Genomic DNA, 14,917 nt, shown 5'->3' on the forward strand with positions numbered 1-14,917 from the left:
CTTTAAAGCTTTAGCTCATTGGTCATGGATTTGTCCTTTATCAAGTTTTAAATAACCTCTATTAAGTACTTTTACCATCTGGATGTTTCGTTTAATATTGTTTGTTGGAGGGAAGATTATATGGGAACAAAATAGTTTTCAACATCAATCATTTTCACCTATAATGATACAGAAATCTTCAGTACTACCATTTTTTGAACCTTTTGTTGCTCTCGACCTTTGGCGTGAAGTGGTTGCAGATGATACACAAAAGAAATATTTAAAAGACAAAGGTTGAAAGGGATTGTTCTATGCACGTATACACTATTTTATTAAGTACAATCATTTTACTTAACATTATCTTCGCTTTCCTAGTCATTTTCTTTGAAAGAAAAGATCCCATCGCCACTTGGGCATGGCTCATGGTTTTGACCTTTATCCCAATACTAGGATTTATTTTATACCTTCTTATTGGTCAAAATTTGCGAAATAGGAAAATGTTCCAATGGGATGAGCGAAAAAAGCTTGGAATCGAACAAGTCTTGGCGTCTCAATTATTGCAAATCAGTTCAAATCAGCTGCGCACTACAAATGAAGTTATTAGAAATAATCAAGATCTTATTTATATGAATTTATTCAATAATGATGCTGTTTTGACAGAAAATAACGCAGTCGATATTTATACAGACGGCAAGGAAAAGTTCGACCAATTATTAAAAGATATTATGGCAGCTAAAAAATCAATCCATCTGCAATATTATATCTTTAAAAATGATGGGATAGGTTCCAAACTGATTGCAGCCTTAACTGAGAAGGCAAAGGAAGGGCTGGAAGTAAGGCTATTGTATGATGAGCTTGGCTCGAGAACTTTACAAAAGCGCGCTTTTAAGGAATTAAAAGCTGCCGGTGGGCAAGTTGCCGTCTTTTTCCCAAGCAAGTTTCATTTAATTAATTTACGGATGAATTACCGTAATCATCGAAAGCTTGCCATTATCGACGGGCATATCGGCTATATTGGAGGCTTTAATGTTGGGGATGAATATTTAGGATTGAATCCTAAATTCGGCTACTGGCGCGACACGCATCTTCGTATTGTCGGCACAGCCATTTATGCTATTCAGACAAGGTTTATTCTTGACTGGAACCAAGCGGCCGCACACCATGAAATTCATTACTCTCCAGATTATTTTCCTGGTAAGCTTGACGAAATTATCGGAAATATCGGGATGCAGATTGTCTCAAGCGGTCCAAACTCTGAGTGGGAGCAAATCAAAAATGGCTATATTAAAATGATTACAGCTGCTAAGGATTCGGTTTTTATTCAAACACCTTACTTTATTCCTGACGCGAGCTTGCTTGATACTTTAAGAATTGCAGCCCTATCAGGGATAGATGTTAAAATTATGATACCAAACAAGCCTGACCATATGTTTGTTTATTGGGCGACATATTCCTATATTGGTGAAATGCTAAAAGCAGGAGCAAAGGTATATATATATGAAAATGGTTTTATTCACGCCAAGACATTGCTTGTTGACCGGAAAATCAGCTCTGTAGGTACTGCTAATATTGATATGAGAAGCTTCCGTCTGAACTTTGAGGTAAATGCATTTATATATAGTGAGGAAATAGCGAATTCACTGACTGACGGCTTTATGGAGGATATGAAGCTATGCACTCCCCTTTCATTGGACAGCTATTCAAAAAGATCATTATGGATTAAATTTAAGGAATCATTCTCTCGATTATTAAGTCCACTGTTATAAAAAAGAGGTGCTAGATAGCACCTCTTTTGCTTTGCTTATGCGAAAACTTGCTTCAAGTCTTCTTTGCTTTGCTTTAACCAGAACTGCATAAGCTTTTTTGCTCCCTCAAGATCATGAAGCTTCGCTTGGCCGCATTGTGTTTCATTTGCAGCAGGAATTTCTGTGATTTCAACTGCTGTTTTCATTGTATCTTCAAGCAAATCGATAACTTCTTCCACAGTCGGCTCACCGCTGACAACTAAGTAATAGCCAGTTTGGCAGCCCATTGGGGAAATATCAATAATATCAAAATGATTATATTTTTCTACATGTGCACGAAGATTAAATGCTAATAAATGCTCTAATGTATGAATCACATCAGGCTTCATTGCCTGTTTGTTCGGCTGGCAGAAACGGATATCATATTTATTAACAACCCCGTCACTTCCTACTTTGTGGACACCACAGTGTCTAACATACGGAGCTTTTACGGCATTATGATCTAGTTCAAAGCTTTCAACTGAAGGCATTCATGTCATCCCCTTTTTTTTCGTTACCTCATTATAACGTAAAACCCGAGTATTTTCATCAACTTAATTATATTATATTTTTCCAGTTTAAGAATGTTCGTAAAATGGATTGCTGTCATTTTCTTCTCTTTAACAGTCATGCTATACTGACTTCAAGTAAGCATTAGAAATTAGGAGTGCAAAATATAAATGATAAGCAAACTGTTCATCTTACTAATCCGGTTTTATCAAAAGGCCATTTCACCACTTACTCCGCCCTCCTGCCGCTTCTATCCTACCTGTTCCTCTTATGGTTTAGAGGCTATCAGAAAGCATGGTGCATGGAAGGGCGGATATTTAACAATAAGGCGCATTCTCAAGTGCCATCCATTTCATCCGGGCGGCATTGATCCGGTCCCGGAAGAATGGCCGCACAAAAAGGATCATTCCCCTAATTAAGCTTTATAGCCATCGACTACAAGGTCAAGCTTTCCTGTTTTAGGATCAATTACTAAGCCGTGAACAGGAACATTTGGTGGAAGAAGGGGATGATTCTTCACCATCTTAACACTATGTGACACACTTTCTTCAACAGAACTAAAGCCTGTTAGCCATTTATCCAAATCCATGCCGGAGTTTTCTAATGTGCTGATAGTATCCTCAGAAATTCCTCTATCCTTCATTTTATCAAGCATAGAGTCATAATTTAAGGCACTCATTCCACAATCATGATGTCCGATAATCATTACTTCATCTGCCTTTAATTCATAGACAGCTACAAGAATGCTTCGCATGATACTTCCGAAAGGATGTACTACTACTGCCCCAGCATTTTTTACAAGCTTTACATCACCGTTAGAAATATTCAAAGCATGTGGCAGAAGCTCAAGCAGTCTTGTATCCATACAAGTAAGAATAACCATTTTTTTATTTGGGAATTTCGTTGTTATGTAACGCTCGTATTTGTTTTCGGCTACAAATTGTTCGTTGAAAGTTAAAATTTCATTTAATAATGTCATTATCCTTATCTCCTATCTTATCTACTCTTTTTTTTACTATATCCATCTATTATATAGTAAGTAAAAAATCTTTTGAAGACAACTCCTAATAACTAAAAGCCTGTATCTATCCATTCTTACATAATTGCGCCAATTCCTGAAAATACTAACAGCAGTATTCGGAATACAAAAGGAAAGGATAGATATTAATGGATCATCTAGTTACTGCTCGAAGCATGTTCGGGATGACGATGGGGTTTCACATCATCTTCGCAACAATCGGGGTCGGACTGCCTTTAATGATGTTAGTGGCAGAAATTCTTTATCAAAGAAAGAAGGACCTTGATTATGTCATCATGGCGAAAAGATGGACAAAGACATTTGGGATTTTGCTTGGTGTCGGTATTCCCACAGGGACGATTGCCGGCCTTCAGCTTTCCTTGTTATGGCCAGGCTTCATGAAAGTGATTGGAGAGGTAATGGCACTCCCTTTTCAGATAGAAATCTATGCTTTCTTCATAGAGGCATTATTTATGTCTATCTATGTGTATGCAGCCGAAAGGATTCCACCATGGGCCAGAATCAGCAGTCTTATTCTTGTTGCAATTGGTGCCCTTGCATCTGCCATCCTTATTACAAATGTACATGCCTTTGAAGGAACACCGCAAGGATTTCGCATGGAAGACGGACAAATTACAGACGTAGATCCATGGAAGGCTTTCTTCAATCCTACCTTTTTTGTATCCGCAGGACATGTAGCGATGAGTGCTTATACAACAGGAGCCTTTGTTGTCGCAGCTGTTTCTGCATTTAAGATGTTAAAACAGCCATTCGGCTCGCGCATCTTTCAGTTCCATCAGAAAGCATTGATTTTAAGTATTTCAGTCGGTGCTGTCTTTTCCTTATTGACTGCCTTAAATGGACATGAGTCTGCTCAAAAACTGTATGAATATCAGCCGGAAAAGCTCGCTGCTGCTGAAGGGCTCTTTGAAACACAGTCTCATGCACCTCTCGCCATTGGCGGTTTCACAGACAAGGAGAATAGAGAAATAACCGGTGCTATTGAAATACCATGGGCACTTAGCTTTTTAGCAGGAAACAGCTTTGATACGGTTGTCACAGGCTTAAATGACTTTCCTGAGGAATATTGGCCGCCGCTTTATGTTCATACACTATTCAATGCCATGGTGGGGATAGGCTCCTTTCTAATTCTCCTTTCCTTCGCTTCATTGGCATGGAAATTCCTTTTGAAAAAGGAGCGTTTTCCTAAATTTATTATGTGGATCTTTGTAGCTTCTGGTCCTCTCGCTATTGCTAGCATAGAATTCGGCTGGATTTTTGCTTGTACAGGCCGTCAGCCTTGGACTATTTACAGGCAGTTATCAACGGCAGATTCGGTAACTACAAGCGGCAACCTTCCATTGCTGTTTTTCTCTTTTATGATTGTTTATATCATTTTAGGGGTTACGGTGGCTTTAGTACTTATCTATTACTTCCGCAAAAACACAGTACTGAAGGACTTAAATGCTGCAAAGGAAAAAGAGATCCCGCTGTTTGGATCTAACAGTTAAGGAGTGTTAGCAACATGACAGATTCATTACTGGCGATTACTGTACTGTGGGGATTTGTATTCATATACGCCATTATGGCAACGATGGACTTTGGTGCAGGCTTCTGGTCGATGGTTTACATCAACAGGGAAAAAACGCGAGCAACAAATATTGCAAACCGTTATCTTTCTCCAACATGGGAAGTAACGAATACTTTTGTTGTTGCCATCGTTGTTGCAGTTTACAGCTTATTTCCAAAAGCTGCTTATACTTTAGGAACGGTTCTGCTTATACCAGGAAGCATCATTCTTCTGCTTTTGGCAATCAGAAGTGCCTTCCTTGTTTTTTCAAATATTGTGGAAGAATACCGCAAGCCGCTAACGTATATTTCAGGCATTACTGGAATGCTGATTCCAGGTATTTTACTCAGTGTCCTTCCAATCACCCATGGAGGATTTGTTGTATTTCAAGATGGCAAGCAAAGCCTTGATCTCGTCGGATTGTTCTCTAGTCCTAACGAATATGCCTTTTTCGGCTTTGCATTAAGCAGCACACTTTTTCTATCTTCGTTGCTTCTGGCAGATTATTCAAATGTTTCGAATGAACCTGAGGCCTATCGGCTATACAGGAGGGATGCAATTATTCTCGGTCCTATTTCTTTATTGATGGCAGTATTTATCATGCTCACATTAAAGCAGGATGCCAATTGGATTTATGTAAAAATGATGGATGATTTATATTTGCTTCTCCTTTCTCTTTTCTTCTTTATACTTGGGGGAGCAGGTCTTTTCCTTCCCTCACGAAAAAATAAAGACATAAAGGGAATGCCCAGGCTCGCTATAGTATCCATTACTATTCAATATTTAATGGCTAGCTATGTTTACGGTAAAGCGCATCTTCCATATATCGTTTATCCTGAAGTAACAATCACATCGTCCTTTACTAGTCCTAGCTCATTTCATGCGATATTCGCAACTTATATTGCAGCTTTCATTATTCTGTTTCCTGGTTTTTATTTCTTTTGGAAATTGTTTATGCATGATAAAAAATACTTACAGCAAAAGGCGACTAAAAAATAGGACATCACTGCTACAAGTATAAAATTTTCGTTTCTGCTTCATACTAAGTATAGGAAGAGGGCTACCCAATTCCTGTAAATCATAAGCCAACTAAGGAGAGTGTTTCTATTGGCAAAAGATGTACTTTGTGAAGTAAGAAATTGTACTTTTTGGGAAAGCGGAAATTTATGTGGAGCCGATCAAATTTATGTAGTAAGCCATGTAGGTGAACATGCTGATAACAGCAGAGAAACAGATTGTAAAACATTTCAGCCTACAGAATAACGCAAAAAAAGAGAGGACTTTGCCTCTCTTTTTTGTTTACTTGGAATATAACTTCTTCTCTGGTCTGTCTGGAGCAACCAATTCTTCATCAGGATGCTTGCCATAAAGAATAATATCCCTGATTATTTTGGCACCAAGCATGCTGTACACTGTGCCATTTCCCCCATATCCTAAACAATAGAAGATACCATCCTTGCTTGGGTGCTTGCCGATAAATGGTCTGCCGTCTGCAGATTCGCCAAAGGTAGCTCCATAAACATAGTCAACATCCATTACATATTCAGGGAAATGCTCCTTTATTTTCTCCAGCAGTCTTTCTCCATATTTCTTTAATACTTTAGCATCTTGCGGAGCTTCCATTGGATCTTCATCAAGACCGCCTGCTACAATCCTGCCATCATATGTAGTCCGCATATAAAAATACGGTCGTTTCGTCTCCCATATCATGCACTGTCCTTCCCAGCCAGCAAAGTTTTCAAGTCTGCTTGTTGCGATTGCGAAGGAACGATTTAATTCAGCTCCAAGCCGGTCCGTATGAAGTGCGGCTTCATACCCTGTTGAATAAATAATTTTTTTCGCGTGAATGATTGCTCCGCTGTCAGCTTTAATTTGCCAATATCCATCTATAAAGCCTTGCTCCTGTACATTAGTTTGTTCATATACACGGACATTTTGCTTTAAAGCTGCCTCTTTAATAAGCTGAATAACAAGCCTCTGAGGATTAACCTCCGCATCTCCTTCTGTAAGAATAGCAGCAGGCTTTGAGAAGCCGAAGCGCTCCTTCATTTGATTATCATCTAAATATTCAACAGGAAAACCGTGTTTTTTCAACATCGCATACTCTGTTTTCAACTTATCTGCATCTGTTTGACTGCTTGCATAATATAAACTTTTTCTTTCTTTGAATTGAACATCTTCTGTTAGAGAACTGGCAATGTCTTTTAAATCTTTCATTGCCTCAAAACACAGTTCGTAAAATCTTACTGCTTTTTCCTCTCCGATTGTTTGAGCAAATTCATGGAGCATCATATCGTTGGAGTATTGTAGAAGTCCTGTATTTGCTGCAGAACTTCCATGCCCTATTTTCCTTTTATCTGCAAGTACAATCTCTAAATCTTCATTTGCTAAGATATTCGCTGCTATAGCTCCAGACATTCCACCGCCAATGATAAGTACATCACAAAAAACATCCTCCTCCAAACGAGGATAGGAAGGAATATCTTTTAATGTATGTGGCCAATACAGCTCTCCATGATATAAATCAAGCCCCATGACAAAGCCCCCTAAAATATATTAGTCTTGGCTATTACAGCCACTCTCTTAATGTTTTTCTGACAATTTTTTTTGAGGCATTCCTCGGAAGCGCTTCTATGAAACGAATTTCTTTCGGTAGCTTATAGGAAGCTAATTTCCTTCTGCATTCTTCCAACACATAACTTTCAGTCAAGTCCGTTCCTTCCTCACATACAATAAAGGCTGCGGGAACTTGTCCCCATTTTTGGTTATCCATTCCGACAACCCCAGCTTCTTTAATTCCTTCTATAGAGGAAATTACCGATTCTAATTCTGCTGGATAAATATTCTCTCCGCCAGAAATAATCAGGTCTGAACGGCGATCAAGTACATACAGGAAGCCTTCTGTATCTTTATACCCTATATCGCCAGTGTGAAACCAGCCATCAGCTGAATGAGCTCCTTTATTCAAATATCCTTTAGACACATTAGGACCATATACAACAATTTCGCCAGCTTCTCCAGCTCCTAATTCATTTCCATCATCATCGACGATTTTCAACTGAGCAGGAAACAAAGGCTTGCCTGCAGAGCCAATCTTCCTTGCAGCATCTTGAGGCGGTAATGTTACAATTTGGGAAGAGGTTTCAGTCATGCCATAAGAGTAATACACTGGAATTCCCTTTTTCATACAGCTTGAAATTAACTCAATAGATGCCGGCCCACCTCCAAGAAGCATGTAACGGAAATACTCTGGAAACGGGCTCGTTGCTGCCTTTTCTATTTTTTGGAGCATTGCTGTCACAACAGACATAATTGTTATTTTTTCCTTCTGCAAATCAGTCAGAACTTGCTGTTCATCAAAAGACTCGTGCAGGACAATTTTCATTCCATATAGCAGACTTCTTATTAATATAGAGTATCCGCTAATATGGAAGACAGGCACAGTACAAAGCCAAACATCCTTTTCGGTCATCCCCGCATTTAACACATTGCCGACAGCGCTCCACCAATGATTTCCGTATGTTTGGATAACACCTTTAGGAAAGCCTGTCGTCCCAGAGGTATACATGATGGTACATGTATCTGCTAAATTTACTGTTTCCTGAACAACAGGCTGCTGAAATGGACCATTTTCCAGCTCTTGATTAAACATCACATTTAAAGAGGGTAATGCACAGACCAATTCCTCTGTCTTTGTATGAAAATCATTGTCTGCAATAAGAGAATGTGATTTGGAGTCTTTGATTTGATACAGCAGTTCATTTGCTGTAAGGCGATTGTTTAAGAGCACGGCTCTTGCTCCCAGCAAATGAAGAGAAAGAAGAGCGATTACAGTGCGAAGATCGTTTTTCACTAAAAAAGCGACATAGTCCCCTTTCGTAATCCCTTTTGCAGTTAATACTCCTGCTGTGTAATATGCTTTTTCATACAGCTCCTGAAAGGTCAATGAAGTATTTTTGTAGACAATTGCCTCTTTGTCAGGTGTTAAAGAAGCTCGGTTCTTCAGGAAATTAGGAAGCAATTCTTCCATATGATTCTCTCCTTTTTAGTTAACAGCATTTGTTTTTTGTAATCAAAACAGGGTGACCCCCATCTTCTCCACTAATAGAGTGGAAAAGATGCTAGAAGTCACCCTTTTTTGGTTTATCCCGTTATTTGAAAATCAAGGAAAACGTGGGAATTGGCCAAAGTCTGGCTTGCGTTTTTCCTTAAAGGAATCGCGTCCTTCTTTTGCTTCATCCGTTGTGTAGTATAGAAGCGTTGCATCTCCAGCAAATTGCTGAATCCCTGCAAGTCCGTCTGTGTCTGCGTTAAACGCCGCTTTCAAGAAACGTAAAGCAGTCGGGCTCTTTTCTAGGATTTCCTCACACCATTTGATTGTCTCTTCTTCCACTTGCTCCAATGGAACAACAGTGTTTACAAGCCCCATATCCAATGCTTCCTGAGCATTGTATTGTCTGCATAAGAACCAGATTTCTTTTGCTTTTTTGTGTCCGACAATGCGAGCTAAATAGCCAGAACCGTAACCTGCGTCAAAGCTTCCTACGTTTGGTCCAGTTTGTCCAAATACAGCATTGTCTGCTGCGATTGTTAAATCACAGACTACATGCAGTACATGGCCGCCACCGATTGCATAGCCTTTAACCATTGCGATAACCGGTTTAGGAATTACACGAATTAATCTTTGCAGGTCCAGAACATTCAAACGAGGAATCTGGTCTTCTCCCACATAGCCGCCATGTCCTCTTACTTTTTGGTCTCCGCCTGAGCAGAAAGCTTTTTCTCCTGCACCAGTCAAGATAATAACACCAACACTGCTGTCATCTCTTGCTCTTGCAAAAGCATCAATTAATTCATTTACCGTTTTTGGTGTAAAGGCATTATGTACATGCGGGCGATTAATCGTAATTTTCGCAATGCCATTGTATGTTTCATAGATAATTTCATCGTAATTGCGCACAGCAACCCATTCTACTGCCATTTATATTTCCTCCTTTTATTTTGCCGAACTTTTATGAAGTCCTCAACTGCTGTTCGACAAAAACTCACTTACTATTGTACCAAAAATTTCAGGTTTCTCCACATGAATTGCATGCCCTGCATCATCCACGTTAATCCACTCGAAGTTTTCGTTTTGTTTTTGCATCTCACCAGCGATCCTGCAAAACTTTTCATCCAGCTTTCCTGTTAACAGCAATGTTGGACACTTCAGCTCTCCTAACCTTTCCCACCAGGAAGGCTGAGAGCCGGTCCCCATTTGTTCAAGGCTTTTGGCAAGACCTACTGGATTATTCATAAGCCTTTGGCTTCTAATTTTTTCTTTTACGTCCTTGCTTAAACGAGTCTGTGTGGCAAATAGGGGAATATTTTCCCATTTGTTCACAAACTTGTTAACTCCTTCTTTTAAAATATAGTTTCCTAATTGCTCATCCATTATCCGTCTTTCTCTTCTTTCCTCTTCTGTTTTCAGACCAGGTGTCGCACTTTCCAGCACTAAATTTCTGACCATGTCAGGATAGATGAATGCAAATGTTAGGGCAAGCCGCCCACCCATGGAATATCCTAAAAGATTTGTTGAATCAACTTCTAACGTATCAAGTAGCTTTTTGATTGCTTTAGCAGCATATTCTATCTTGTAAGGCTGCTGTTCATCAGGTGATGCAGTTTGGCCATGTCCAATAATGTCCATCATGATAATCTGGTGGTTCTTTTCAAAAACAGGGATAAACTGCTGCCAAGTACTAGAATCCCCTGTAAAGCCATGCAGCAGCAATAATGGCTCACCTGAACCGTAAACTTCTACATGGTAGGAGATATTATCGACAACTATATTCATTTGCCTTCATCTCTCAAAAAATGTTGTATTTCCTGGGAAACTTTCGCCATAATCTGACGATGCTCCTTCAAGTTTTCGTCTCTATTTGTCTTTATTTCAAATAATCGGATGCTAAAATTCGACTCTGCATCCGTACATAAAGCTCGTAAGTGATCCCAATTCTCCACAACACTGTATTGTCCACCGTACAAGTTAATAAGATGTTCAAAATTTAAATCTAACGGTGTTCCAAATAATAGTTCAAAATGCTTTGGATGCTGAGCTTGGGGCAAGAAGGAGAATATTCCTCCACCGTTATTGTTAATGAGTATTATCGTAATCGGCACGTCAAATTGCTTTGCTGCAATAAGACCATTCATGTCATGGAAGAAAGTTAAATCCCCCAGCACTAAATACAACGGCTTTCTTTTGGCTGCTCCCACACCAAGAGCTGTAGACACAGTACCATCAATTCCATTAGCCCCTCTGTTCGCATAAATAGAAATATTCTTTGCTTGTTTATGAAAGAATGTATCCAAATCTCTGATAGGCATACTGTTGCCTACAAACAATACAGAATTGTCAGGGATAAGATCTGCTAACAAATGAAATAGCTTCGCTTCACTTAGTTCAGTTATATCTGCTACCTGACTTATTTCTTGTTTTGTTTTCTCATTGAGACTGGTCCAAAGCTGTCTGTGGTTTCCCTTACTGTGCTCGACATGTTCAATCAGTTTCCTGCAGAATGTTGTTTCATCACAATAAACCATTTCAGCTGTCAGCTGATTAGGATCTCTGAAACCAGCACCGCCGTCGACTACTATTTGCAGAGCTTCTAATTCCCTCATATATATAGTGAGGGGCTTGCTGACAGGCATGCTTCCAAAACGAATGATAACCTCAGGAACTAATGCTTGCTTTACATCCTCGTTCCGTAAAAAAACATCATATGTGTCGACAATCAGATTATCGGGATCCTCCATGGATCGAAGCTGTGATAATGGATCAGCGAGGATAGGGAAATCGAGTGCTTTTGCTAACTCCAATATTGCCTCCGAAAAATTCCCATCGTTCATTTCTCCGCAAACAATAATTCCTTTAGAAAAGCCTGTAAGCCTTGCTGCAAGTCCTTTTACATATTCATCTGAAACAGTTAGTTCCCCATTAATGATTTGTAAATATGGATCATCCGCTTCATACTTCTCTAACTGATTAAAATCTGGGATGAGCGGTTCGCGAAATGGAAGGTTCAAATGGACTGGACCTTTAGGTTCCTTTGTTGCTGCGGCAACAGCCCTTGCACTGACGGTTTTAACATAACGCAGCATTTCTGGAGCTGCATCAGGCGGAGACATTTCTATAAACCATTTTACTTGGTTTCCATACAAGTTTATTTGATCTATTGCCTGAGGTGCACCGACATCCCTCAGCTCATGAGGTCTGTCCGCCGTTAAGACAATCAGCGGTATTCTTGAGATTTTTGCCTCCACAATAGCAGGAAAATAGTTTGCAGCCGCCGTACCGGAAGTGCAAACTAAAACAGTGGGCTCCTTTAAGGCTTTTGCCATCCCTAAAGCATAAAAAGCAGCAGACCGTTCATCCACATGAACATGGACATTTACATGAGTATGCTCAGCCATTAACAAAGCAATCGGCGTTGAACGAGAACCGGGACTAATAACAGCATTTTTAATCCCGTTTCGGACCAGCTCATTTACGAATGACTGTAAATAAGCAGTTAAGTTTTCTTGATGGTTCATCCTAACTTACCTCCTAGTGCAGAAAGCATCGGTTTGAATTTTATTGCCGTTTCCTTGAACTCTGATTCCGCATCAGAATCTTTTACTACACCGCAACCCGCAAACAATGAAGCTTCCTTGTTTTGAATAAGAGCAGAGCGGATACTCACGGCAAACTCGCCATTACCTTGATAATCCATCCAGCCTATTGGAGCTCCGTAAAGCCCTCTATCCAAAAATTCCGCCTCGCGGATTTTTTCAATAGCCTGCTTTTGCGGATAACCGCCTAATGCAGGTGTCGGATGTAATAATTCTATAAGTGAAAATATAGAAGCTGAATTTTTTAAACTTCCTGTAACTGGAGTAAATAAATGTTGAATATCTCTCATCTTTATGAGGCTAGGCTCTGCTGGGATATCAAAAGTGCTGCACACCTTTTCCATCGCCCCTTTTATCATTTGCACAACATAATCATGCTCCATCCTGTTTTTCGGGTCATTCAGCAGTTCTAAGCCGAGTGCTTCATCTTCTTCTGCACTGCTTCCTCTTGCAATAGATCCTGCTAAGCATACGGAAAAGACTTGTTTACCTGATTTTTTGACAAGTCTTTCTGGTGAAGCACCGATAAAACAATCTTCCCCTGATTCTAATGCAAACACATAGCTGTTTTTTTGTCTGTTCAATAAATTTTGGAGGACAGATTCAACGGAAATTACCTTTTCAAAACTTAAGCGGCTTTCCCTTGCCAGTACAACCTTTTTTAACGATTGTCCCAGTTCCTGAACTACCTCTTCTACCATCTTCTTCCATTCAATACCATTAATTTCTGTACAGTCGAGCAGCTTATTTGTCAGTGTTTCGCTTGAGAAAGATTCATTGCTTTTTGGCATTTTCTGTAAACACACTTTCAGTCTCTCATTTACTTGATCAGAATCTCCGAACTGGTTAACTGTAAGGTATTGCTCGCCATCTATTTCACTAAACATGATGGATGGCAAGTAAAAATGCGCGTTTTGAAAGTTTTCCCACAAATCTGTCCGTTCCTTCAAAGGATCAAACGCAAAACCGCCGAACAGAACCGGGCCAACCCCTGCAGTGTTAAATGGATTATTTATTTCACTGTTCTCAAGTAGCTCATGCCATTTTTTTTCAATCACTTCATAAGTATGCTCTTGCTTGCTGGATTGAATTGTTTTGCAAATGCCAATTCCAGCGTATATGGAAGTACCATCAGGGCTTTTCCAAAAAAATCGTTTTCCTTTATATTTATTATTCTGAGCATAAAAAGATAAAAAATCCCTTCTCTGCTCTAACTTAATCACCTTGCTTCTTAAAATAGAAGTGGACGCTTTTACTGCACTGCCTTCTAACAGAAGTCCTTTACTTTCTTTCATTACCTTGTAAATCCCCCTATAAGATCAGCCATTCCATATTGGTTTATAGCTCTGACCTTGAACTGAACTGCGATAATATCTATTCATATGCTCACAAATGTTCAATTTGACTTATTTTAAGATACACCTCCATTTCCTATTATGTCAATGATGTTATCCTATATTTCCGAATCCTGGTTTGTTATATTTGGATAGCTAAATAACTACTTCTTTTATGTTTATTATTCTTTACACAATGGAGCACTTTTACTTACATGTTTTAAGTGGGCTTAAGGCGGGAACGGTACAGTATGGACATTGGGACATGCATAAATTAATTTCTTAAGGATGTGAGATCATGCTTACAAAAGAACAATTAGCATCGTTACAAAAGCAATTGGAAGATAGAAAAGAACAATTAACAAATAGATTAGATGGTAAAGAGGAAGAAACAATGCAAGACTCTGTCGGAGAGTTATCGACATATGACAATCATCCGGCCGATATGGGAACAGAATTATTTGAACGAGGCCGTGACCTAGCGTTAGAAGAGCATGACCAAGCTGAGCTAGATAATATTAATTCTGCTTTAAAAGCGATCCAAGATGGAACATATGGTATTTGTGAAGTTTCCGGAAAAGAGATTCCATATGAACGGTTGGAAGCAATGCCTACTGCCACAACATTAATTGAATACAGTGATCGGGAGTTAAATATGGACCGGCCTGTAGAGGAAGATATATTAGAGCCTGCACACGGCAATGTTTTCCGACACAGCGATACTGCTGAAATCCGTGACTATCAAGATAGCTTTCAAGAAGTTGCCCGTTACGGAACATCCGAAACCCCTGCAGACTTAAAAGGTGATTATGAAGATTATGACAGCCTTTATTCTGACAATGAACAAAACGGCGGCTTTCCAGAAGACTATGAATCCTTTACGGCAAGTAATATAACTGCCCAAAAGCGCGAAGTTTACCGTTCAGATGAAGAGAAGGAGTATGAAGATACCCTCAATGATGCTGGAACAGACGCTCCATTTGGTGATGTTCCCTACAAAAATAGAGACAGTTATACAGATGATAAGAACTAAAAAAAAAGCGATTGTCAGCTAGCTAAGTGACAATCG

At 39.4% G+C, this 14,917-nt stretch carries 14 protein-coding genes; 6 read left to right on the forward strand and 8 right to left on the reverse strand.

Annotation, left to right across the window (positions count from 1 at the left end):
- Positions 1–290: 290 nt before the first annotated feature.
- Positions 291–1,745 (forward strand): cardiolipin synthase, encoded by a 1,455-nt coding sequence (gene cls / locus MKX82_RS15390; RefSeq protein ID WP_233317600.1) that lies wholly within the window; start codon positions 291–293, stop codon positions 1,743–1,745.
- Positions 1,746–1,780: 35 nt separating this feature from the next.
- On the opposite strand, the gene MKX82_RS15395 is transcribed toward cls, so the two are convergent.
- Positions 1,781–2,254 (reverse strand): S-ribosylhomocysteine lyase, encoded by a 474-nt coding sequence (locus tag MKX82_RS15395; RefSeq protein ID WP_233317599.1) that lies wholly within the window; start codon positions 2,252–2,254, stop codon positions 1,781–1,783.
- 189 nt (positions 2,255–2,443) lie between these two features.
- Here MKX82_RS15395 and yidD point away from each other — a divergent pair, with 189 nt between their 5' ends.
- Entirely contained in the window at positions 2,444–2,692 is a 249-nt protein-coding gene (gene yidD, locus MKX82_RS15400; protein ID WP_245399887.1) for a membrane protein insertion efficiency factor YidD, read from the forward strand.
- On the opposite strand, the gene MKX82_RS15405 is transcribed toward yidD, so the two are convergent.
- On the reverse strand, positions 2,689–3,252 hold the full coding sequence (locus MKX82_RS15405) for a beta-class carbonic anhydrase (protein WP_233317598.1): 564 nt from the start codon (positions 3,250–3,252) through the stop codon (positions 2,689–2,691). The two genes, yidD and MKX82_RS15405, sit on opposite strands and share 4 nt — an antisense overlap.
- A 188-nt stretch (positions 3,253–3,440) precedes the next feature.
- On the opposite strand from MKX82_RS15405, the gene MKX82_RS15410 reads away from it, so the two are divergent.
- The 3 genes from MKX82_RS15410 to MKX82_RS15420 all read left to right on the forward strand — a co-directional run bounded on the left by MKX82_RS15410 (position 3,441) and on the right by MKX82_RS15420 (position 6,124).
- Positions 3,441–4,802, forward strand: coding sequence for a cytochrome ubiquinol oxidase subunit I (locus MKX82_RS15410; RefSeq protein ID WP_233317596.1), 1,362 nt, complete (start codon positions 3,441–3,443; stop codon positions 4,800–4,802).
- A gap of 14 nt (positions 4,803–4,816) precedes the next feature.
- A complete protein-coding gene (locus tag MKX82_RS15415; protein ID WP_233317595.1) occupies positions 4,817–5,860 on the forward strand; it encodes a cytochrome d ubiquinol oxidase subunit II in 1,044 nt (347 codons plus the stop codon).
- Between the two features lie 108 nt (positions 5,861–5,968).
- Positions 5,969–6,124 (forward strand): DUF1540 domain-containing protein, encoded by a 156-nt coding sequence (locus MKX82_RS15420; protein WP_233317593.1) that lies wholly within the window; start codon positions 5,969–5,971, stop codon positions 6,122–6,124.
- 36 nt (positions 6,125–6,160) lie between these two features.
- Here the strand turns inward: MKX82_RS15420 and MKX82_RS15425 are convergent, their stop codons facing one another.
- The 6 genes from MKX82_RS15425 to MKX82_RS15450 all read right to left on the reverse strand — a co-directional run bounded on the left by MKX82_RS15425 (position 6,161) and on the right by MKX82_RS15450 (position 13,809).
- A complete protein-coding gene (locus MKX82_RS15425) occupies positions 6,161–7,396 on the reverse strand; it encodes an NAD(P)/FAD-dependent oxidoreductase (protein WP_341078238.1) in 1,236 nt (411 codons plus the stop codon).
- A gap of 34 nt (positions 7,397–7,430) precedes the next feature.
- Complete coding sequence (locus MKX82_RS15430; protein WP_341078241.1) at positions 7,431–8,891, reverse strand: o-succinylbenzoate--CoA ligase; 1,461 nt, start codon at positions 8,889–8,891, stop codon at positions 7,431–7,433.
- A 132-nt stretch (positions 8,892–9,023) separates the two neighbouring features.
- Positions 9,024–9,842: a 1,4-dihydroxy-2-naphthoyl-CoA synthase gene (gene menB, locus MKX82_RS15435; protein ID WP_127736786.1), complete on the reverse strand. Its 819-nt coding sequence runs from the start codon at positions 9,840–9,842 to the stop codon at positions 9,024–9,026.
- Between the two features lie 42 nt (positions 9,843–9,884).
- The gene (gene menH / locus MKX82_RS15440; RefSeq protein WP_341078246.1) at positions 9,885–10,697 is read right to left on the reverse strand and encodes a 2-succinyl-6-hydroxy-2,4-cyclohexadiene-1-carboxylate synthase; all 813 of its coding nucleotides are present in this window, start codon (positions 10,695–10,697) and stop codon (positions 9,885–9,887) included.
- The gene (menD, locus tag MKX82_RS15445) at positions 10,694–12,436 is read right to left on the reverse strand and encodes a 2-succinyl-5-enolpyruvyl-6-hydroxy-3-cyclohexene-1-carboxylic-acid synthase (protein ID WP_237941823.1); all 1,743 of its coding nucleotides are present in this window, start codon (positions 12,434–12,436) and stop codon (positions 10,694–10,696) included. Before menD ends, menH begins: the two co-directional genes overlap by 4 nt.
- The gene (locus tag MKX82_RS15450; protein WP_341078256.1) at positions 12,433–13,809 is read right to left on the reverse strand and encodes an isochorismate synthase; all 1,377 of its coding nucleotides are present in this window, start codon (positions 13,807–13,809) and stop codon (positions 12,433–12,435) included. Before MKX82_RS15450 ends, menD begins: the two co-directional genes overlap by 4 nt.
- Positions 13,810–14,146: 337 nt before the next feature.
- On the opposite strand from MKX82_RS15450, the gene MKX82_RS15455 reads away from it, so the two are divergent.
- Positions 14,147–14,881, forward strand: coding sequence for a TraR/DksA C4-type zinc finger protein (locus MKX82_RS15455; protein ID WP_237941825.1), 735 nt, complete (start codon positions 14,147–14,149; stop codon positions 14,879–14,881).
- Positions 14,882–14,917: the final 36 nt, after the last annotated feature.

The sequence above is a fragment of the Niallia sp. FSL R7-0271 genome (assembly GCF_038005785.1).
GTDB lineage: Bacteria > Bacillota > Bacilli > Bacillales > Cytobacillaceae > Niallia.